This window comes from Pseudomonas sp. 20-5 (assembly GCF_056782835.1).
In genome coordinates, this window is the sequence record NZ_CM165584.1 from 1,487,263 (window position 1) to 1,504,582 (window position 17,320).

Consider the following 17,320-nt stretch of genomic DNA (forward strand, 5'->3'; position numbering starts at 1 on the left):
GTTCAGCCCTTGGCGGCGCTGACCCCTTCGAGGGTGGCGAAGGAGGTGTCCTTGGCGGTGAGCAGGAAGTCGCGCATGAATGGCGCATCGAACATGTCCGTGCGGATGGCGGCGAAGAGCGTGCAGTACAGGCCCTTTTCACCGAGGCGCCGGGCCGTCACGTAGCCGCGCGAGCTGTACTCGTGCAGGGCCCAGTTCGGCAGGCAGCAGACGCCGCGACCGGAGGCCACCAGCTGCATCATCATCACGGTCAGCTCGGCTATGCGCACCTGCGCCGGCTCCACGTCGGCGGGGTCGAGGAAGCGGGTGAAGACGTCGAGACGATCGCGTTCCACCGGATAGGTGATCAGGGTTTCCCGCTCCAGGTCCTCCGGGACGACGTACGGCCGACCAGCCAGGGCATGCTGGTTGGCCACCGCCAGCAGCGCTTCGTAGGTGAACAGTGGCACGTAGGTGATGCCGGGCAACTCGACCGGGTCGGCGGTCACCACCAGGTCGAGGTCGCCGCGGGCCAGGGCCGGCAGCGGCGCGAAGGAGAAGCCCGAGGCCAGGTCCAGTTCGACTTCCGGCCAGGCGTCGCGGAACTGGTCGATGGTCGGCATCAGCCACTGGAAGCAACTGTGGCATTCGATGGCCATGTGCAGGCGTCCGGCGGTACCGCCGGCGAGCCGCGCCAGGTCGCGCTCGGCGGTGCGCAGCTGGGGCAGCAGCGAGTCGGCCAGTTGCAGCAGGCGCAGCCCGGCGCTGGTGAAGCGTACCGGCTTGGTCTTGCGCACGAACAACTGCATGCCCAGGCGCTCTTCCAGTTCCTTGAACTGGTGCGACAGCGCCGACTGGGTAAGGTGCAGGCGCTCGGCGGCTTCCACCAGGCTGTCGGCTTCGCGCAGCGCGTGCAGGGTCTTGAGGTGGCGAAGTTCGAGCATGGCGGCCTCTGTATGAGCAAAACTTGATAGCGGTGCGGATTCGTTGAGTTTGTCTCATACGCCAGGGGCTGTCGACAAGCGATGGCCTCGATCCCGCAGAGCGCGCAATCGTGGAGCGACGGGGAGAATAGCCCGGCACACGGGACGGCGGCCCGGAGCAGCGGCGCAACGCCGCAGAGCCACAACGCCACGACCGCCTGGCGGCATTCATCAAACTGTCACGCTACTGTGGCAGCGCGCTGGACGAAATTTAATCAGAATCGCGCTCCACTGGGGTTTTGCGTTCTGGGTTTTCTTCATGCGTGCTTTCATCTTCCTGGCCGCCTTGTTGTGCAGCCTCTCCTCCTTTGCGGCGGCGCGTTGCGACGCACGCGTACCTACCGAGACGGTCGAACTGGGCGACGTGCGCCTGGCCTACCAGAGCATCGGCCGCGACAGCGATCCGGCCCTGCTGCTGGTGATGGGCCTGGGCGGGCAACTGATCCACTGGCCGGACGAGGTGGTCAGCGCCCTGTGCGAGCAAGGCTTCCGGGTGATCCGCTACGACAACCGCGACGTCGGCCTGTCGGCCTGGAACGTGCCGGTGCCCAGTTCGCGGCTGACCTACGAAGTGGTGCGTTATCGCCTCGGCCTGCCGGTCAGCGCGCCCTATACCCTCACCGACATGGCCGGCGATGCCCTGCATCTGCTCGACGCGCTGGATATCCCCCAGGCCCATGTGCTCGGCGCCAGCATGGGCGGGATGATCGCCCAGCACATCGCCGACATGGCGCCGCAGCGCCTGCTCAGCCTGACCCTGGTGATGACCAGCTCCGGCGCCGAAGGCCTGCCGGCGCCCAGCGAGTCGCTGCTGCGCCTGCTGGCGCGGCGCGAGGCGGCCAGCCGCGAGCAGGCGGTCGAGCAGCAGGCCGACCTGCTGGCGGCGCTGGGCAGTCCGGAAGTGCGCGATGATCGCCAGCAACTTCTGTTGCAGGCCGCACGTTCCTACGACCGCGCCTTCAACCCGGAAGGCGTGCAGCGGCAATTGCTGGCGATCCTCGCCGAACCCAGCCGGGTGCCGCTGCTGAACCGTCTGCAGGTGCCGACCCTGGTGATCCATGGCACCGCCGATCCGCTGCTGCCGGTGATGCACGGCGTGCACGTGGCGGCGCATATCCGTGGCTCGGAGCTGAAGCTGATCCCCGGTCTCGCCCATCGCTTCCAGGAAGCCTTCAAGGAGCCGTTGCTGGCGGCGGTGGTGCCTTACCTGAAGGCCCATCGGCAGGCCAGCGTCGTCCAGCTCTGAAGCCGCGCTCGCGGTCTCAGGCGTGCAGGCGTACCCAGAGGCCCACCAGCACGCTTGCCGCCACCAGCCAGGCCAGCGCCGCCAGGGCCAGCGAGGTCTCCAGGCGGAAGCGCTCGACCAGCAGGTAGAGCGCGGCGAGATAGACGAAGTAGGGGATGATCGACCACATGCCGAAGACGATGGTGGTCTTCAGGTCGTCCAGCGAACGGCCCTTGCCGACGATGTAGTGGGCAATCAGGGCGAAGGTGGGAAACAGCGGCACCAGGCCGGCGATGTAGTAGTTGCGGGTCTTCGACAGGACGGCGAGGAGCACGACCACGGCGGCGCCGATCAGCGCCTTGAACATCAGGTCCACGGGATTCTCGACTGCGGCGGCGCCACCGGCTTGGTGGCGTCGCGCATTATGCCCGGATCGTCCCGTACCCTTCCATAACGAACGAGGCCCGCAAAAGCGGGCCTCGACGTTTCTGGCTGGCGATCAGGCCGCATGCACCCGCGGGCGATGCGGATGCTCGCTCTGCAGGTACTGGCCGAGGCGCACCTGCTGGCTCGGCGAGAGGAACAGGCCGAGCTTGCTGCGGCGCCAGAGGATGTCCTCGGCGTCCTGGGCCCACTCGTGCTTGCACAGGTAGTCCACTTCGCGGGCATACAGGCCGCCGCCCAGGTGCTCGCCGAGATCGGCTTCGCCATTGACCCCGTCCAGCAGGCGCCACACCCGGGTGCCGTAGGTGCGCGCCCAGCGCAGCGCCAGTTCGCGGTCGAGCCAGGCGTAGCGGTTGGCCAGTTGCTCGGTGAGCGCCTCGACGCTCTGCATCTGCTCGCCGCCCGGCAGCGGTGCCTTGGCGGTCCAGGCCGGGCCGAGATTGGCGAAGAACGGCTGGAGCTGCGTCAGCGCCGATTCGGCCAGCTTGCGGTAGGTGGTCAGCTTGCCGCCGAACACCGAGAGCAGCGGCGGCTCGCCGTTGCCGGCGGAGAGCGACAGGGTGTAGTCGCGGGTGATCGCCGAAGGCTCGTCGGACTCGTCGTCGCACAGCGGACGCACGCCGGCGAAGCTGTGCAGGATGTCGGCGGCCGCGAGTTGCTGCTTGAAATGGGCGTTCACCACTTGCAGCAGGTAGGCGGTTTCCTCTTCGCTGATCGCCACCTTGGCCGGGTCGCCCTGGTACTCGCGATCGGTGGTGCCGATCATGGTGAAACGGTCCAGATAGGGGATGGCGAAGACGATGCGGCGGTCTTCGTTCTGCAGGATGTAGGCGTGCTCGCCTTCGTACAGCTTCGGCACGATGATGTGGCTGCCCTGGATCAGGCGGATACCGTAGGGCGACTTCTGTTTCAGGTCGTCCTGGATGAAGCGCGCTACCCAGGGGCCGGCGGCGTTCACCAGGGCGCGGGCGCGGATCGAATACAGGCTGCCGTCGCTGCGCTCCAGGTGCAGGTGCCAGAGTCCCTTGCTGCGACGGGCGCTGACGCAGCGGGTGCGGGTATGGACGTGGGCGCCGTGCTCGCGGGCGGAGATCGCGTTGAGCACCACCAGGCGCGCATCGTCCACCGCGCAGTCGGAGTACTCGAAGCCACGGCGGATCTCGGCCTTCAGCGGGCTGCTGCCGGTGAAGCGCAGGCCGCGCGAGGCGGGCAGCTTCTCGCGCTTGCCGAGGTGATCGTAGAGGAACAGGCCGGCGCGGATCATCCAGGCCGGGCGCAGGTGCGGACGGTGCGGCAGGACGAAGCGCAGCGGCTTGACGATGTGCGGCGCCTTGGCCAGCAGGACCTCGCGCTCGGCCAGGGCTTCGCGGACCAGGCGGAATTCGTAGTGTTCGAGGTAGCGCAGGCCGCCGTGGATCAGCTTGCTGCTGGCCGAGGAGGTGTGCTGGGCCAGGTCGTGCTGTTCGCAAAGGAACACGGACAGGCCGCGCCCGGCTGCGTCGGCGGCGATCCCTACACCGTTGATGCCACCGCCGACCACGGCGACATCGTAGACTTCGGCGAGTGGAGCGGAGGGGGTGTGCGCTTGACTCATGTGAAAGGCCCTGAAGTCGAAAGTGAACGTAGTTTTGTTCGAATTCGAAAATAGCTTAGTCGATTGCGCAGTTATTGACCAGCCCGATTCACCAGGCTTTTTCAATTTCGAAGGGTTGCCCGGGCGCTACCGGTTTGCCCGTCCGCGCGGGAACAGCCCCTCTTCCGCATGCGGGAAAGCGGCCGCCGAGGATCGCGGCGCATGGACGGGGGCGGCAGGTGGTTTTTCTGAAACGAACATTCACGGCGCCGAACGGCGCCGTGGCAGGGGAAATGCCTCAGACCAGGTCCAGGTGAACCTTGTGCTGTGCCATCAGGCGGGCGATGGCGGCGGGCGGCGGGCTGTCGCTGATGACCCGGTTGACCAGCGAGATCGGTCCCAGGCGGACCACCGCGTTGCGCCCGAACTTGCTCGAGTCGGCGGCCAGGAACACTTGCCGCGCGTTGTCGATGATCGCCTGGGATACGCGCACTTCCTGGTAGTCGAAGTCGAGCAGGCTACCATCCTCGTCGATGCCGCTGATGCCGACCAGGGCGAAGTCGACGCGGAACTGCTGGATGAAGTCCACCGCGGCCTGGCCGACGATGCCGCCGTCGCTGCGTACGGTGCCGCCGGCGACCAGCACTTCGAAGTCTTCCTTGGCGCTGAGGGTGGCGGCCACGTGCAGGTTGTTGGTGATGATCTTCAGATTGCGGTGGTTGAGCAGGGCGCGGGCGATGGCCTCGGTGGTGGTGCCGATGTTGATGAACAGCGAGGCGTTGTCCGGCACCAGGCTGGCCACGGCTTCGGCGATGCGCTGCTTCTCGTCGCGCATCTGGTCGGCGCGCATGGTGTAGGCGGTGTTCTCGATGCTCGAATCGTAGGCCGCACCGCCGTGGTAGCGGCGCAGCAGTCCCTGTTCGGCGAGCTGGTTGATGTCGCGGCGGATGGTCTGCGGGGTGACCGCGAACATCTGCGCCATCTCCTCGATGCTCAGGTAACCGCGCTCGCGGACCTCCTCGATGATGCTTTGCTGTCGGGGGGGCAGGTTCATGGGTTGTTCTCGTGCTGCCGGGCCGGGACCCTGGAAAGTCGCCAAGAATGCCGCACGCGGGGGGCCGTTGTCAGCCGTGCATGAGTCGTAGAGGGCGCCGCGGCGGCACCCGGCCGCCGCGCGCAAACGTTACCCAGGGCATGCCAGAGCGGCGCCGGGGAACACGCCATTCGCCGCATCGCGGCGGACGAATGGCGCCAGCTCGTCACAGTTCGCCGTCGTCCCAGCCGCGAGTGCGCTCCACTGCTTTCTTCCAGCCGGCATAGAGCTTTTCGCGCCGGGGCTCGTCGCACTCCGGCTCGAACACCCGCTCGATCACCGCCTTGCTCTTCAGCTCGTCGAGGCTGCTCCAGAAGCCGCAAGCCAGGCCGGCCAGGTAGGCGGCGCCGAGGGCGGTGGTCTCGCGCATCACCGGACGTTCCACGCGGGTGCCGAGGATGTCGGCCTGGAACTGCATGAGGAAGTTGTTGGCCACCGCCCCGCCGTCGACGCGCAGGGCGCGCAGGCGTTCGCCGGCATCGCGCTGCATGGCGTCGAGCACGTCGCGGGTCTGGTAGGCGATGGATTCCAGGGTAGCGCGGATCAGGTGGTCGGCCTTGACTCCACGGGTCAGGCCGAACACCGCGCCGCGCGCATAGGGGTCCCAATAGGGCGCGCCGAGTCCGGTGAAGGCCGGTACCAGGTAGACGCCGTTGCTGTCCTTGACCTTGGTGGCGAAGTATTCGGAATCGAAGGAGTCGTTGATCACCTTCAGTTCGTCGCGCAACCACTGCACCGTGGAGCCGCCGTTGAACACCGCGCCCTCCAGGGCGTAGCCGACCTCGCCGCGCGGACCGCAGGCGATGGTGGTGAGCAGGCCATGGGTGGACTTCACCGCCTTGTCGCCGGTGTGCATCAGCAGGAAGCAGCCGGTGCCGTAGGTGTTCTTCGCCTGGCCCGGTTCCACGCACATCTGGCCGAATAGGGCGGCCTGCTGGTCGCCGGCGATCCCGGCGATCGGCAGCTCGCCGCCGCCGACCCCGCCGATCCGGGCGTTGCCGTAGACCTCCGAAGAGTTGCGCACCTCGGGTAGCATCGAGCGGGGAATGTCGAGCACCTCGAGCATCCGTGCGTCCCAGTCGCGGCTGTGGATATTGAACAGCATGGTCCGCGAGGCATTGGTGTAGTCGGTGACGTGGACCTTGCCTTCGGTGAGCTTCCAGATCAGCCAGGTGTCGATGGTGCCGAACAACAGGTCGCCGTTGCGCGCGCGTTCGCGGGCGCCTTCGACGTTGTCGAGGATCCACTTCAGCTTGGTCCCGGAGAAGTACGGATCGGTGACCAGCCCGGTGGTTTCGCGGATGTAGTCTTCCAGCCCGTCGCGCTTGAGCTGCGCGCAGATCGCCGCGCTGCGCCGGCACTGCCAGACGATGGCGTTGTGGATCGGCCGACCGCTGTGACGGTCCCAGACCACCGTGGTCTCGCGCTGGTTGGTGATACCGATGGCGGCCACCTGGTCGTGCTCGATGCTGGCCTGGGCGAGGGCCTCGACCAGGGTCGAACTCTGCGTGGCCCAGATTTCCATCGGGTCGTGCTCGACCCAGCCGGCCTGCGGATAGAACTGGGCGAACTCGCGCTGGGCCTGGCTGACCACGTTGGCATCGCGGTCGAAGACGATGGCGCGGGAGCTGGTGGTGCCCTGGTCCAGGGCGACGACGTATTTCTTGTTGTGCTTGTCGGTCATGGCTGTGGCCTTGTGGCTATGGCAGGAAAGAGCGGGCGGTCAGGAAGCGCGAACCTTCTCCGGCTCGGCTTCGGCGGGCGCCGCGGCGCTCGGCAGATGGCGCGCGATCAGTACACGATAGCCGCCGGCGCCGAGGCAGGCACCGAGGATCGGGGCGAAGATCGGCACCAGAAAATAGGGAATCTCGCGGCCGCCGGTGAAGGCGATGGGCCCCCAGCCGGCCAGGTAGGTCATCAGCTTGGGGCCGAAGTCGCGCGCCGGGTTCATCGCGAAACCGGTCAGCGGGCCCATGGCGCTACCGATCACGGCGATCAGCAGGCCGATCAGCAGCGGCGCCAACGGACCGCGCGGCAGGCCGTTGCCGTCGTCGGTAAGGGCCATGATCACCGCCATGAGGATGGCCGTGATCACCACTTCGACGAGGAACGCCTGGCCGACCGACAGCGCCGGGTGCGGATAGGTGGAGAACACCGAGGCCAGGGCCAGGCTGTCCTGGCTGCCGCGGACGATGTTCTGCGCCTGTTCGAACTCGATGAACAGGCTGCTGTAGAGGGTGTAGACCAGCGCTGCGGCGCAGAACGCACCGGCCACCTGGGCGGCGATATAGAACGGCAGCTTGCGCCCCTCGAAGCCGGCGAACAGCCATAGCGCGATGCTCACCGCCGGGTTCAGGTGGGCGCCGGAGACGCCGGCGCTGAGGTAGATCGCCATGCTCACGCCGACCCCCCAGATGATGCTGATTTCCCACAGGCCGAAGCTGGCGCCGGCGACCTTCAGGGCCGCGACGCAACCGGTGCCGAAGAAGATGAGGAGGGCGGTGCCGAGGAACTCGGCCAGGCATTGGCCGAACAGGGACGGGGTCGGGGCGGCGGTGGTCATGGGGCCTCTCTTGTCTGTTCTTGTAATTATGGCGGGCAGCCGTGAAAATTGTTCAGTTTCGAAAAAATATATTCACAAAGGAATGCTGTCAAAGCGCGAAGATGAACGTTTGTCCGAAAAACGACCCTCCGGTTTCGTTTTCGCGGCCAATCGAATATCGCTACCGAGGCACGCGGGCCGCGGCATCGGCGCCCGTGCAGCAGGGGCGGCGATGGCTTAAGGTAGGCGCCGGTTTTCAGCCAACGTTCTTCTCCGGGAGTGACAATGACCCCTGCCATCGACCTGCTGAAAAAGGCCCGCGCCGAGCACAAGGTGCTCAGCTACAGCCACGACCCCAAGGCACCTTCCTATGGCCTGGAGGCCGCGGAAAAGCTCGGCCTGGACCCGCAGCGGGTGTTCAAGACGCTGCTCGCCGCCACGGAGAAGGGCGAGTTGCTGGTGGCGGTGGTGCCGGTGATCGGCAGTCTCGACCTGAAGGCCCTGGCCCATGCGGCGGGGGCGAAGAAGGCCGACATGGCCGATCCGCAGGCGGCGCAGCGGGCTACCGGCTACCTGGTGGGCGGGATCAGCCCGCTGGGGCAGAAGAAGCGCCTGCGTACCTTCATCGATGAAAGCGCGCGGCAGTACCCGAGCATTCATGTCAGCGCAGGACGGCGCGGGCTGGAAGTGGAGCTGGCGGCCGAGGTGCTGGCCCAGTTGACCCAGGGTTCGTTCGCCGCCATCGGCCGCGAATGAGCCGCTAATCCCGCCGGCCTAGCGGTCGGCATTCGTCTTACTTTTCAATCTGTCAGGTTTTCCATGTCCCACTATCTCCTCGCCATCGACCAGGGCACCACCAGCTCCCGCGCCATCGTGTTCAGTGCCCAGGGCTTGCCGGTGGCGAGCTGCCAGCAGGAATTCAAGCAGTACTTCCCGAAGGACGGCTGGGTGGAGCACGACGGCGAGGAAATCTGGCTGACCACCCTCCAGGTCTGTCGCGACGCGCTCGCCCGCAAGGGCTTGCGCGCGGCCGACATCGCCGCCATCGGCATCACCAACCAGCGCGAGACCACGCTGGTCTGGGACGCCGCCAGCGGCGACCTGATCCACCCGGCCATCGTCTGGCAGGATCGTCGTACCGCCGACTACTGTGCCGAACTCAAGGCCGCCGGCCACGAGGCGAACGTCAGCGCGCGCACCGGGCTGCTGATCGATCCGTATTTCTCCGCCACCAAGCTGCGCTGGATCCTCGACAACGTGCCCGGCGCCCGCCAGCGCGCCGAACGCGGCGAGCTGCGCTTCGGCACCGTCGACTGCTTCCTGCTCTGGCGCCTGACCGGCGGCCGCTCCCATCGCACCGACGCGACCAACGCTTCGCGCACCCTGCTGTTCAACATCCACAGCCAGGACTGGGACGAGGAATTGCTGGCGCTGTTCGAGATCCCGCGCAGCCTGCTGCCGGAGGTACTCGACTGCGCGGCGGAGTTCGGCGTCAGCGAGCCGTCGCTGCTTGGCGCGGCGATCCCGGTGCTGGGCATGGCCGGCGACCAGCAGGCCGCGCTGATCGGCCAGGCCTGCTTCCAGCCGGGCATGGTGAAGAGCACCTACGGCACCGGCTGCTTCATGATCCAGAACACCGGCGAGCAGCCGGTGACCTCGAAGAACCGCCTGCTCACCACGGTCGGCTACCGTCTGGACGGCAAGGTCAGCTACGCGGTGGAGGGCAGCATCTTCGTCGCCGGCGCCGCGGTGCAATGGCTGCGCGACGGCATCAAGCTGATCGACCACGCCCACGAGAGCGAAGCCCTGGCGATCCAGGCCGGCGACTCCAACGGCGTCTACCTGGTGCCGGCCTTTACCGGCCTCGGCGCGCCCTACTGGGACCCGAAGGCGCGCGGCGCGATCTTCGGCCTGACCCGCGACACCGGAATCAAGGAGATCGTCACCGCCGGTCTGCAATCGGTCTGCTACCAGACCCGCGACCTGCTCGAAGCGATGCGCCAGGACGGCACGCCGCCCAGCGCGCTGCGGGTGGACGGCGGGATGGTGGTGAACAACTGGGTGATGCAATTTCTCACCGACATCCTTGGTGTCACCGTGGAGCGCCCGGAAGTCACCGAGACCACCGCCCTCGGCGTGGCCTACATGGCCGGGCTGAAGGCCGGCTTCTATCGCGACCTGGACGACATCGCCAGCCACTGGCACCTGCAGCGCCGCTTCGCCGCACACATGGCCGAGGAGCGCCGCGGCGAACTCTACGCCGGCTGGCAGAACGCGGTGCGACGGGTGCGCAGCGAGGCCTGAGCGGCGTTTCGCGGAAAAAGGCGGCGTTTTTGCCGGCGGCTTCACAACGCCGGCAGGTCGCCGCAAACGCCCGCTCGGGCAATGGGTCGAAGGCAGGGCGAAGTCCCACTGTTACGATCGGAAAAGATCGCACTGTATCGCCCATCCCGGAGCCTGCGGCGGCATGCTGTGGCGATCGTTCCCAGGAGGTCTGCCATGCAGCTCGAGTTCCACCAGGTCGACGCGTTTTCTTCCCGTCCGTTCAGCGGCAATCCCGCCGTGGTCTATCGCCTCGACGCCTGGCTGGCGGACGAGCTGATGCAGATGATCGCGACCGAGCACAACCTCTCCGAGACCGCCTTCGTCGTTCGTGAAGGAGAGGCCTGGCGGATCCGCTGGTTCACCCCGAGCGTCGAGGTGGCGCTCTGCGGCCACGCCACACTGGCTGCGGCCCACGTACTGTTCGAGGTCTACGACGAGCCGGGCGAGCGCCTGGAATTCATCTCGCGCTCCGGTGCGCTGCGGGTCAACCGCGAGGACGAGCGGCTGGTCCTGGATTTCCCCGCGCAGTATCCGAGCGAGGTCGGTAGCACCGTCGAGCTGGAGCAGGCCCTGGGCCTGCCGCCGGTGGACGTGCTGGGCTCCACCGACAAGCTGCTGGTGCTGCTCGAGTCCGAAGAGGCGGTGCGCGCCTGTCGCCCCGACTTCGCGGCCCTGGCGCGGCTGCCCTGGCGTGGAGTGATCGTCACCGCGCGGGGTCTGCAGAAGGATTTCGTCTCGCGCTTCTTCGCCCCGGCGATGGGCGTCGACGAAGACCCGGTCACAGGCTCCGCGCATTGCAGCCTGATTCCCTACTGGGCCCAGCGCTTGAACAAACTGTCGCTGACCGCCCAGCAGTGCTCGGCGCGCGGCGGCGAGCTGTGGTGCCGGTTGGAGGGCGAGCGGGTGAGTATCGCCGGGCATGCGGTGCTGGTGGCGAGCGGAAGGATTCGATTGGGCTGAGGGGCGCTTCAGGAGGGGGATGCCTCGTGCATGCCAGACCTCCACATACCGAAGCCCTGATCCGTAGGGTGAATAACCGCTTGCGGTTATCCGCCGCTTATCCGGGGTATTCGCCCTACAGGCCCTGGAAACGCCGGACAGCTCCCCCGGACATTTCCGCAGGCTCTCTCAGAAGCCCGGGAATTGGATAAAAACCCAGTAGGAGGATGATGGAGGGGCCGGCAAATCCATCCCGCAGGGACAGGACGAACGGCACTGCCCTCTGTTTTTGAGGGCGGAAGGACGCGGGCCGCAGGTGGTGGAACACCTACGACCCGCTAACCACAACCCAGCTTACTAAGGAGCTGACCCATGGCTAAGCCGAATGATACGTCCAACCCCGAGGTAACAGAATCGTCCCCCCGCTTCGTCCCACTGCTACCCACCTCCCAGGCCGACATGTGTCCGCGTAGCGCCACCCTGTACGTGGACACCCATGCACTCCCCACGCACTTGTTCGACAACGCGAAAGTGCGCTTGAGGTCGGCAATCAACATCCTGGCCATGACCCGTTTGCTCGATGAGAAAGAAGAGCCCGGCGGCACCCTGGCCTACATCAACGGTGCGTTGCTGTCGCTGCTCAGCGATGCCTTGTCCGAAATCGAGGCGGGCCACCCGAGCCTGTAGCGCCGCTCCCTGGCGCGACGCCCCCGGCCTGGCCGGGGGCTTTGCGGCATCGCCCATCACAAGACCTTTCGCGCCCGAACGGCGAGGCTCACCGCCCGTCCCGGTCCTCGCGAAACGGCCTCCAATTGCCCGAAACTTCCGACCCTTTTTTCGGACGATTTCTTACGCCCTTATAAATCAGCAAGTTACGAGACCTCGAAAAAAGAGGGTTTCTGGCAGGAAAAACTCGGTATTTCCTTTTCCTTCAAATGGTTATAGGTTTTCGGGGCTAGTTCACTGCCGTATAGGCAGCTAAGAAATGGGTGGCGTGCCTGCTCAGTGGCTCCAGGTCGTTCACTGCCGTATAGGCAGCTAAGAAATGGTAGACGGGATATGGATCGGCGAAGTCCTCGTTCACTGCCGTATAGGCAGCTAAGAAAGCTGTGCGTCGCCGTGGTCTGACGGTCGAATCGTTCACTGCCGTATAGGCAGCTAAGAAAAGCAGATACCCGAACCACTGGAGGTACATGCAGTTCACTGCCGTATAGGCAGCTAAGAAATTCATCAGGATGCCGCCAAGGGTCCGCATAATGTTCACTGCCGTATAGGCAGCTAAGAAATCGAGCAGCGGCCCGAGGAGTCCGAAGACTTGGTTCACTGCCGTATAGGCAGCTAAGAAATGGAGAAAAGCAATGCGAGTGGTGCGAGGCCAGTTCACTGCCGTATAGGCAGTTAAGAAAAGACAATCCGGACCTGCCGCCCAGGACGATCTGTTCACTGCCGTATAGGCAGCTAAGAAATGCAGCGACTGCACCTTGGCTTGCTGCCGGTCGTTCACTGCCGTATAGGCAGCTAAGAAACTCAAGAAAGAGCAGAACGGCCAGCCTGCGCCGTTCATTGCCGTGTAGTCCCGTAGGGCGAATGCCGCCATAGGCGGTATCCGCCCTACGGATCGGGTTCCTGGCATGCACGAAGTGAGGCTTGCCCTCCAAGTGGTGGGGCGGCAAACCCGCCCCGTCAGGAGGCCGAGCGGAATCGTTGCGGAGGGGGACGAGTGGCAGGATGCCGCGAGAGCCGCCTCGGTCCACGAAGGACCGTGGCGGCGTGCCGCCGGGAGCAACGATGCAGCGAGGGCACCCCAGCCGAGAAGCGGCTGGGGCCGGATGCCGGGGCGAGTCTTTTGGTTCCTTTTGGACGCTTGCAAAAGGAACTCGCCTGGGAAGGCGAAACAAGAGGCCAAGGCAGGCACAGAAAACAGCTTGACCACCAAACATGACGCCCGCTCAAGCGCTAAGCAACAGCGTCCCCCCTCACTGCCGTGTAGCTAAGAAGTCGCGAGCGATATAGTCCCGTAGGGCGAATACCGCCACAGGCGGTATCCGCCGATGCCCCGGAGAGCCGGCGGATAACCGCAAGCGGTCATTCGCCCTACGGATCGGGCTCCTGGCATGCCCTCCGAGGGGCAGGGCGAGTCTTTTGGACGCTTGCAGAAGGAGCTCGCCTGGAAAGGCGAAACAAGAGGCCAAGGCAGGCACGACAAGCAGCTTGAGCAGCAAACATGAAGCCCGCTCGAACGTCCCGTAGGGCGAATACCGCCACAGGCGGTATCCGCCGATGCCCTGGAGAGCCGGCGGATAACCGCAAGCGGTTATTCGCCCTACGGATCGGGCTCCTGGCATGCCCTCCGAGTGGCAGGGCGAGTCTTGTGGGCGCTTGCAAAAGGAACTCGCCTGCAAAGGCGAAACAAGAGGCCAGGGCAAGCAGGACAAGCAGCTTGACCGGCAAACATGAAGCCCGCTCAAGCGCTAAGCAGCAGCTTGCCCCTTACTGCCGTGCAGGCAGCGACGGGAGTTGGGGGCCAGTGCACGCATTCACGGCCCTCCAGGCAGTCCCCGGGCACCTGTGCCGAAACGCCACCTTCGTGCCCTGAGTCATGGGGCAAGTCGCTACCCCTCAGTACCCATCCGCCACCGGCGCCAGGTAGAGCCCGCCCGCACCGAGGGTAATGCGCAGGTTGCGGATCTCCCCGGCGCGCAGGGTCAGGGTCTGTCCGGCGAGGATGGTCATGCCGTTCCGGCAGGCGTCGCCAGGACCGTTCGGCGCAAGACGCACGTCCACCGCGCCGGGTTGCAGGTTCAGGGCCAGGCTGGCGCCCGGTTGCAGGTTGCCGACCAGTTCGTCGTGGACGTACAGGCCGATATCGCAGGCAGTGCCGGACTCGACCCGCTCGCGGGAAATGTTCAGCACCGCATAGCCGATCGGCGCCGGGTCGGGTTGCGCCCAGCCGCCGCTGGCCGGTTGCGGGTCCGCGGCGAGCGCCGGGAGGGCGCAGGCCAGGGCAGCGGTATGGAGCAGCGGGCGAAGGATGGGGAACATGGCGGGCCTCGGCGGCGGGGGGCGTAAGGAAAAGCTTGGCCGAAGCCGGGGCCCGGGACAAGTCGGGACGGGCATCCGCGTGCCCGTCCGTCGCTGGGGTCAGGCGCCGCGTTGCGGCAGCATGGCGCGCAGTACGTCGTCCTTCTGCACGCGGTGGTGCCAGATGGCCGCGGCGGCGTGGCCGAGGATCAGCGCGAAAAGCAGGTACTGGACGGTGACGTGGGTGCCGCCGGCGAACGCCTTGAAGGCTTCCGGCAGGTCGAACGGGCCGATCTGCACCAGCCAGAACAGGTCCAGCGGACGCTTGCCGGCGAGCATGCCGGAGAGCGGCATGACGATCAGCACCGCGTACAGCAGGAAATGCCCGGCCTTGGCGGCCGCGCGCTGCCAGTCCGGGTTCCCCTCCAGGGTATCCGGGACACCCTGGACGCGGCGCAGCGCCAGGCGTGTCAGGGTCAGCAGGAGTACCGCCACGCCCAGCGACTTGTGCAGGGTGAAGACGTTGCCCTTGCCGCCGAGCAGGCCGGCGAAGAAGTCGGCGCCGTAGGGCAGGGCGATGATCAGCAGGACCGCGACGGCGCTGAGCCAGTGCAGGGCGATCTGTGACGGGGAATAGCGGCGGATGGACATGGTTCTACCTCGTGAAGAACAAGGTGAACATGTTAACCATGTGCTTTGTAGGGTTTAAGCCTCTTTACTCCGCCTTTACCCGTTCTTGACGCTTTGTCGGTTACCGGATATTTCGAGGATTGACCTTGACACCATGTCAAGGTCGAAAATCGCCCCATCGATGACCAACAGGAGGCAATACCATGCAAGTCTTCAAGGTTCAGGGCATGACCTGCGGCCACTGCGTACGGGCGATCACCCATGCGGTGCAGGCGAAGGATTCGGCGGCGGAAGTCCAGGTGGATCTTGGCGCCGGCGAAGTCCGGGTCGCCAGCCGGCTCGACAGCACCCAGGTACTCGAGGCGATCCGCGAGGAGGGCTACGGCGCCGAGCTGGCCTGACCCCAGTCGCGCACCAGGCCACGGAACATCGGCTCCAGCAGGTGTTCCGCGTCCGTATCCGGATCGAACAGGCGCGGGTCGCGCAACCAGTCGTTGAACAGGCCCAGGATCAGCGCGTGCAAGGCGCGCGAGGCGATCCTCGGGGTCATGCCCGGATGCAGCCGCACACGGCATTCGTCGCGGGCGAACAACTGCTCGCAGAGTTCGATGAACATCTGCACGAAGGCGTTGTTGCGTTCCTGCGCCTCGCGCAGTTCCTCGGTGAATTCGCAACGTTGCATCAGGATGGTCAGGATGCGGCGCTTCTTCTCCTGCGTCAGCAACGATTGCACGGCCTCCAGGCAGAGGTCGTAGAGCGAGCGCAGCGGGTCGCTGCCATCGCAGCCGGACAGGCGCTCGGTGAGTTGCTCCGGCGGCAGGCGTACCTGGTTGAGCATCTCGTTGAACAGGTGGGCCTTGTTCTGGAAGTGCCAGTAGACGGCGCCACGGGTCACCCCGGCGGCCCTGGCGATCTGTTCCAGGCTGGTATGGGACACGCCCTTTTCCAGGAACAGTTCCTCGGCGGCCAGGAGGATGGCCGTACGGGTTTTTTCAGAATCTTCCTTTGTGCGTCGCATGCTGTGCTGGGTAGTCGAATCGGTCTCGGCAACGGGGCGGGGAGTGTACCGATTTTAGCCGCGCTCGGGCGGACTCGAAGTATTTCGACACCACCTTTGTCTAATGCTGCTCATTCATGAGTCGTGGATTCCGCGGTTCCACGGTCTCCGGCCATGATCGGCGGGCGTCTTCGGTGTTATGCTGCGCGCTGCTTTTTCGGCGACTCCCCGGCTGTCCGTAGCATCTTCCCGCCAGTACCGGCCTTCAGGCCTGGAGCCGCCCGCCCTCACAGACGATTCAATGATAGGCGTCGTCGTCCCGCTTGCCGGGAGCCGCGCAGGGAAGTGCCTTGCCTGCCACCGACGCGCCCCGTGCCGAGCGATCCATGAACCTGCGCATCCTGCTGATACTGGGAGCCCTGAGCGCCTTCGGGCCACTGGCCATCGATTTCTACCTGCCGAGCTTCCCGACCCTGGCCAAGGCCTTCGCCACCGACGTCGAGCACGTCCAGCTGAGCCTGGCCGCCTACTTCGCCGGCCTGTCCATCGGCCAGTTGCTCTACGGCCCGGTGGCCGACCGCTATGGCCGGCGCCTGCCGCTGCTGGTGGGGGTGAGTATCTTCACCCTGGCCTCGGCCGCCTGCGCCCTGGCGCCGAGCCTGGAGTGGCTGATCGCCGCGCGCTTCGTCCAGGCCCTCGGCGGCTGCGCCGGGATGGTCATCTCGCGGGCAGTGGTGCGTGACCTGTGCGATCCGATCGGCGCCGCCAAGGCGTTTTCCCAGTTGATGCTGGTGATGGGCCTGGCGCCGATCCTCGCCCCCGTGGCCGGCGGCCTGCTGCTGGACTGGCAGGGCTGGCAATCGATCTTCGTCTGCCTGACCCTGTTCGCCGCCCTGGCCGGCCTCGGCGTGGCGTTGTGGCTGCCGGAAACCATCCCGGCCGACGGCGAGCGACCGCCGCTTTCCGGCGCGCTGGGGCAGTACCGGCGGCTGTTCGCCGACCGCCTGTTTCTCGCCTATGGCCTTTCCGGCGGGGTGGCGATGGCCGGGATGTTCGCCTACATCGCCGGTTCGCCCTACGTGTTCATCCAGCTCTACGGGATTCCCGCCGAGCACTATGGCTGGCTGTTCGGCAGCAATGCCGCGGGCTTCATCGTCATGGCACAGGTCAACGCGCGGCTGCTGCGCTATCGCGGGCCGGCGTTCTGGCTGCGGCGGATCATCTGGGGCTACCTGGCGTGCGGCCTGGCCCTGCTGGGCATCGCTTCGCTGCAACCGGCCACGCTGTGGCCGCTGCTGGTTCCGCTGTTCGGATGCGTGGCCAGCCTCGGCTGCATCATTCCCAACGCTTCCGCCTGCGCCATGGCCGGACAGGGACAGCACGCCGGCAGCGCCTCGGCGCTGATGGGCAGCCTGCAGTTCAGCGTGGCGGCGGGCGCTTCGGCGCTGGTCGGCGTGCTCCACGACGGCACGGCGATCCCCATGACTCTGGTGATCGCCGTCTGCGGCGCGGTCGCGACCCTGCTCGCCTGGCAGACCGGGCGCCTGGAGCGCCAGGCCGCCTGAGCGC

Annotated in this window: 16 protein-coding genes and 1 CRISPR repeat array; of the genes, 7 read left to right on the forward strand and 9 right to left on the reverse strand. The window is 66.2% G+C overall.

Annotated elements, in window-relative coordinates:
* Positions 1 to 2: 2 nt before the first annotated feature.
* Positions 3 to 923: a transcriptional regulator MetR gene (gene metR / locus AC1RB9_RS06965; protein WP_003092181.1), complete on the reverse strand. Its 921-nt coding sequence runs from the start codon at positions 921 to 923 to the stop codon at positions 3 to 5.
* Positions 924 to 1,221: 298 nt separating this feature from the next.
* Between metR and AC1RB9_RS06970 the strand changes: the two genes are divergently transcribed.
* A complete protein-coding gene (locus tag AC1RB9_RS06970) occupies positions 1,222 to 2,208 on the forward strand; it encodes an alpha/beta fold hydrolase (protein ID WP_003098462.1) in 987 nt (328 codons plus the stop codon).
* Positions 2,209 to 2,224: 16 nt separating this feature from the next.
* Here the strand turns inward: AC1RB9_RS06970 and AC1RB9_RS06975 are convergent, their stop codons facing one another.
* The 5 genes from AC1RB9_RS06975 to glpF all read right to left on the reverse strand — a co-directional run bounded on the left by AC1RB9_RS06975 (position 2,225) and on the right by glpF (position 7,860).
* Entirely contained in the window at positions 2,225 to 2,554 is a 330-nt protein-coding gene (locus AC1RB9_RS06975) for a GlpM family protein (protein ID WP_003119370.1), read from the reverse strand.
* Between the two features lie 132 nt (positions 2,555 to 2,686).
* Positions 2,687 to 4,225 (reverse strand): glycerol-3-phosphate dehydrogenase, encoded by a 1,539-nt coding sequence (gene glpD, locus AC1RB9_RS06980; protein ID WP_003098460.1) that lies wholly within the window; start codon positions 4,223 to 4,225, stop codon positions 2,687 to 2,689.
* A 277-nt stretch (positions 4,226 to 4,502) separates the two neighbouring features.
* A complete protein-coding gene (locus AC1RB9_RS06985; RefSeq protein ID WP_003092173.1) occupies positions 4,503 to 5,258 on the reverse strand; it encodes a DeoR/GlpR family transcriptional regulator in 756 nt (251 codons plus the stop codon).
* Between the two features lie 205 nt (positions 5,259 to 5,463).
* The gene (gene glpK, locus AC1RB9_RS06990; protein WP_003113886.1) at positions 5,464 to 6,981 is read right to left on the reverse strand and encodes a glycerol kinase GlpK; all 1,518 of its coding nucleotides are present in this window, start codon (positions 6,979 to 6,981) and stop codon (positions 5,464 to 5,466) included.
* 39 nt (positions 6,982 to 7,020) lie between these two features.
* A complete protein-coding gene (glpF, locus tag AC1RB9_RS06995; RefSeq protein ID WP_003453608.1) occupies positions 7,021 to 7,860 on the reverse strand; it encodes a glycerol uptake facilitator protein GlpF in 840 nt (279 codons plus the stop codon).
* Positions 7,861 to 8,124: 264 nt separating this feature from the next.
* Here glpF and ybaK point away from each other — a divergent pair, with 264 nt between their 5' ends.
* The 4 genes from ybaK to AC1RB9_RS07015 all read left to right on the forward strand — a co-directional run bounded on the left by ybaK (position 8,125) and on the right by AC1RB9_RS07015 (position 11,790).
* Positions 8,125 to 8,595, forward strand: coding sequence for a Cys-tRNA(Pro) deacylase (gene ybaK / locus AC1RB9_RS07000; protein WP_003092163.1), 471 nt, complete (start codon positions 8,125 to 8,127; stop codon positions 8,593 to 8,595).
* Between the two features lie 63 nt (positions 8,596 to 8,658).
* The gene (gene glpK, locus AC1RB9_RS07005) at positions 8,659 to 10,143 is read left to right on the forward strand and encodes a glycerol kinase GlpK (protein WP_003092161.1); all 1,485 of its coding nucleotides are present in this window, start codon (positions 8,659 to 8,661) and stop codon (positions 10,141 to 10,143) included.
* 195 nt (positions 10,144 to 10,338) lie between these two features.
* Positions 10,339 to 11,124 carry a PhzF family phenazine biosynthesis protein gene (locus AC1RB9_RS07010; protein ID WP_003159513.1) on the forward strand — a complete coding sequence of 262 codons (786 nt, stop codon included), beginning with the start codon at positions 10,339 to 10,341 and terminating at the stop codon, positions 11,122 to 11,124.
* A gap of 351 nt (positions 11,125 to 11,475) precedes the next feature.
* Positions 11,476 to 11,790 carry a hypothetical protein gene (locus tag AC1RB9_RS07015; RefSeq protein WP_003113065.1) on the forward strand — a complete coding sequence of 105 codons (315 nt, stop codon included), beginning with the start codon at positions 11,476 to 11,478 and terminating at the stop codon, positions 11,788 to 11,790.
* 271 nt (positions 11,791 to 12,061) lie between these two features.
* Positions 12,062 to 12,629: direct repeats of the CRISPR family, unit length 28 nt; unit sequence GTTCACTGCCGTATAGGCAGCTAAGAAA.
* Positions 12,630 to 13,722: 1,093 nt separating this feature from the next.
* Here AC1RB9_RS07015 and AC1RB9_RS07020 read toward each other — a convergent pair.
* Positions 13,723 to 14,145, reverse strand: a complete 423-nt coding sequence (locus tag AC1RB9_RS07020) for a hypothetical protein (RefSeq protein WP_003453603.1) — start codon at positions 14,143 to 14,145, stop codon at positions 13,723 to 13,725.
* A 99-nt stretch (positions 14,146 to 14,244) separates the two neighbouring features.
* Positions 14,245 to 14,775, reverse strand: a complete 531-nt coding sequence (locus AC1RB9_RS07025; protein ID WP_003092155.1) for a cytochrome b — start codon at positions 14,773 to 14,775, stop codon at positions 14,245 to 14,247.
* A gap of 182 nt (positions 14,776 to 14,957) precedes the next feature.
* On the opposite strand from AC1RB9_RS07025, the gene AC1RB9_RS07030 reads away from it, so the two are divergent.
* Positions 14,958 to 15,155, forward strand: a complete 198-nt coding sequence (locus AC1RB9_RS07030) for a heavy-metal-associated domain-containing protein (protein WP_003453600.1) — start codon at positions 14,958 to 14,960, stop codon at positions 15,153 to 15,155.
* Here AC1RB9_RS07030 and nalD read toward each other — a convergent pair.
* Positions 15,134 to 15,772, reverse strand: coding sequence for an efflux system transcriptional repressor NalD (nalD, locus tag AC1RB9_RS07035; RefSeq protein ID WP_003092152.1), 639 nt, complete (start codon positions 15,770 to 15,772; stop codon positions 15,134 to 15,136). The two genes, AC1RB9_RS07030 and nalD, sit on opposite strands and share 22 nt — an antisense overlap.
* A gap of 365 nt (positions 15,773 to 16,137) precedes the next feature.
* Between nalD and AC1RB9_RS07040 the strand changes: the two genes are divergently transcribed.
* Entirely contained in the window at positions 16,138 to 17,316 is a 1,179-nt protein-coding gene (locus AC1RB9_RS07040; protein WP_003092150.1) for a multidrug effflux MFS transporter, read from the forward strand.
* Positions 17,317 to 17,320 lie beyond the last annotated feature (4 nt).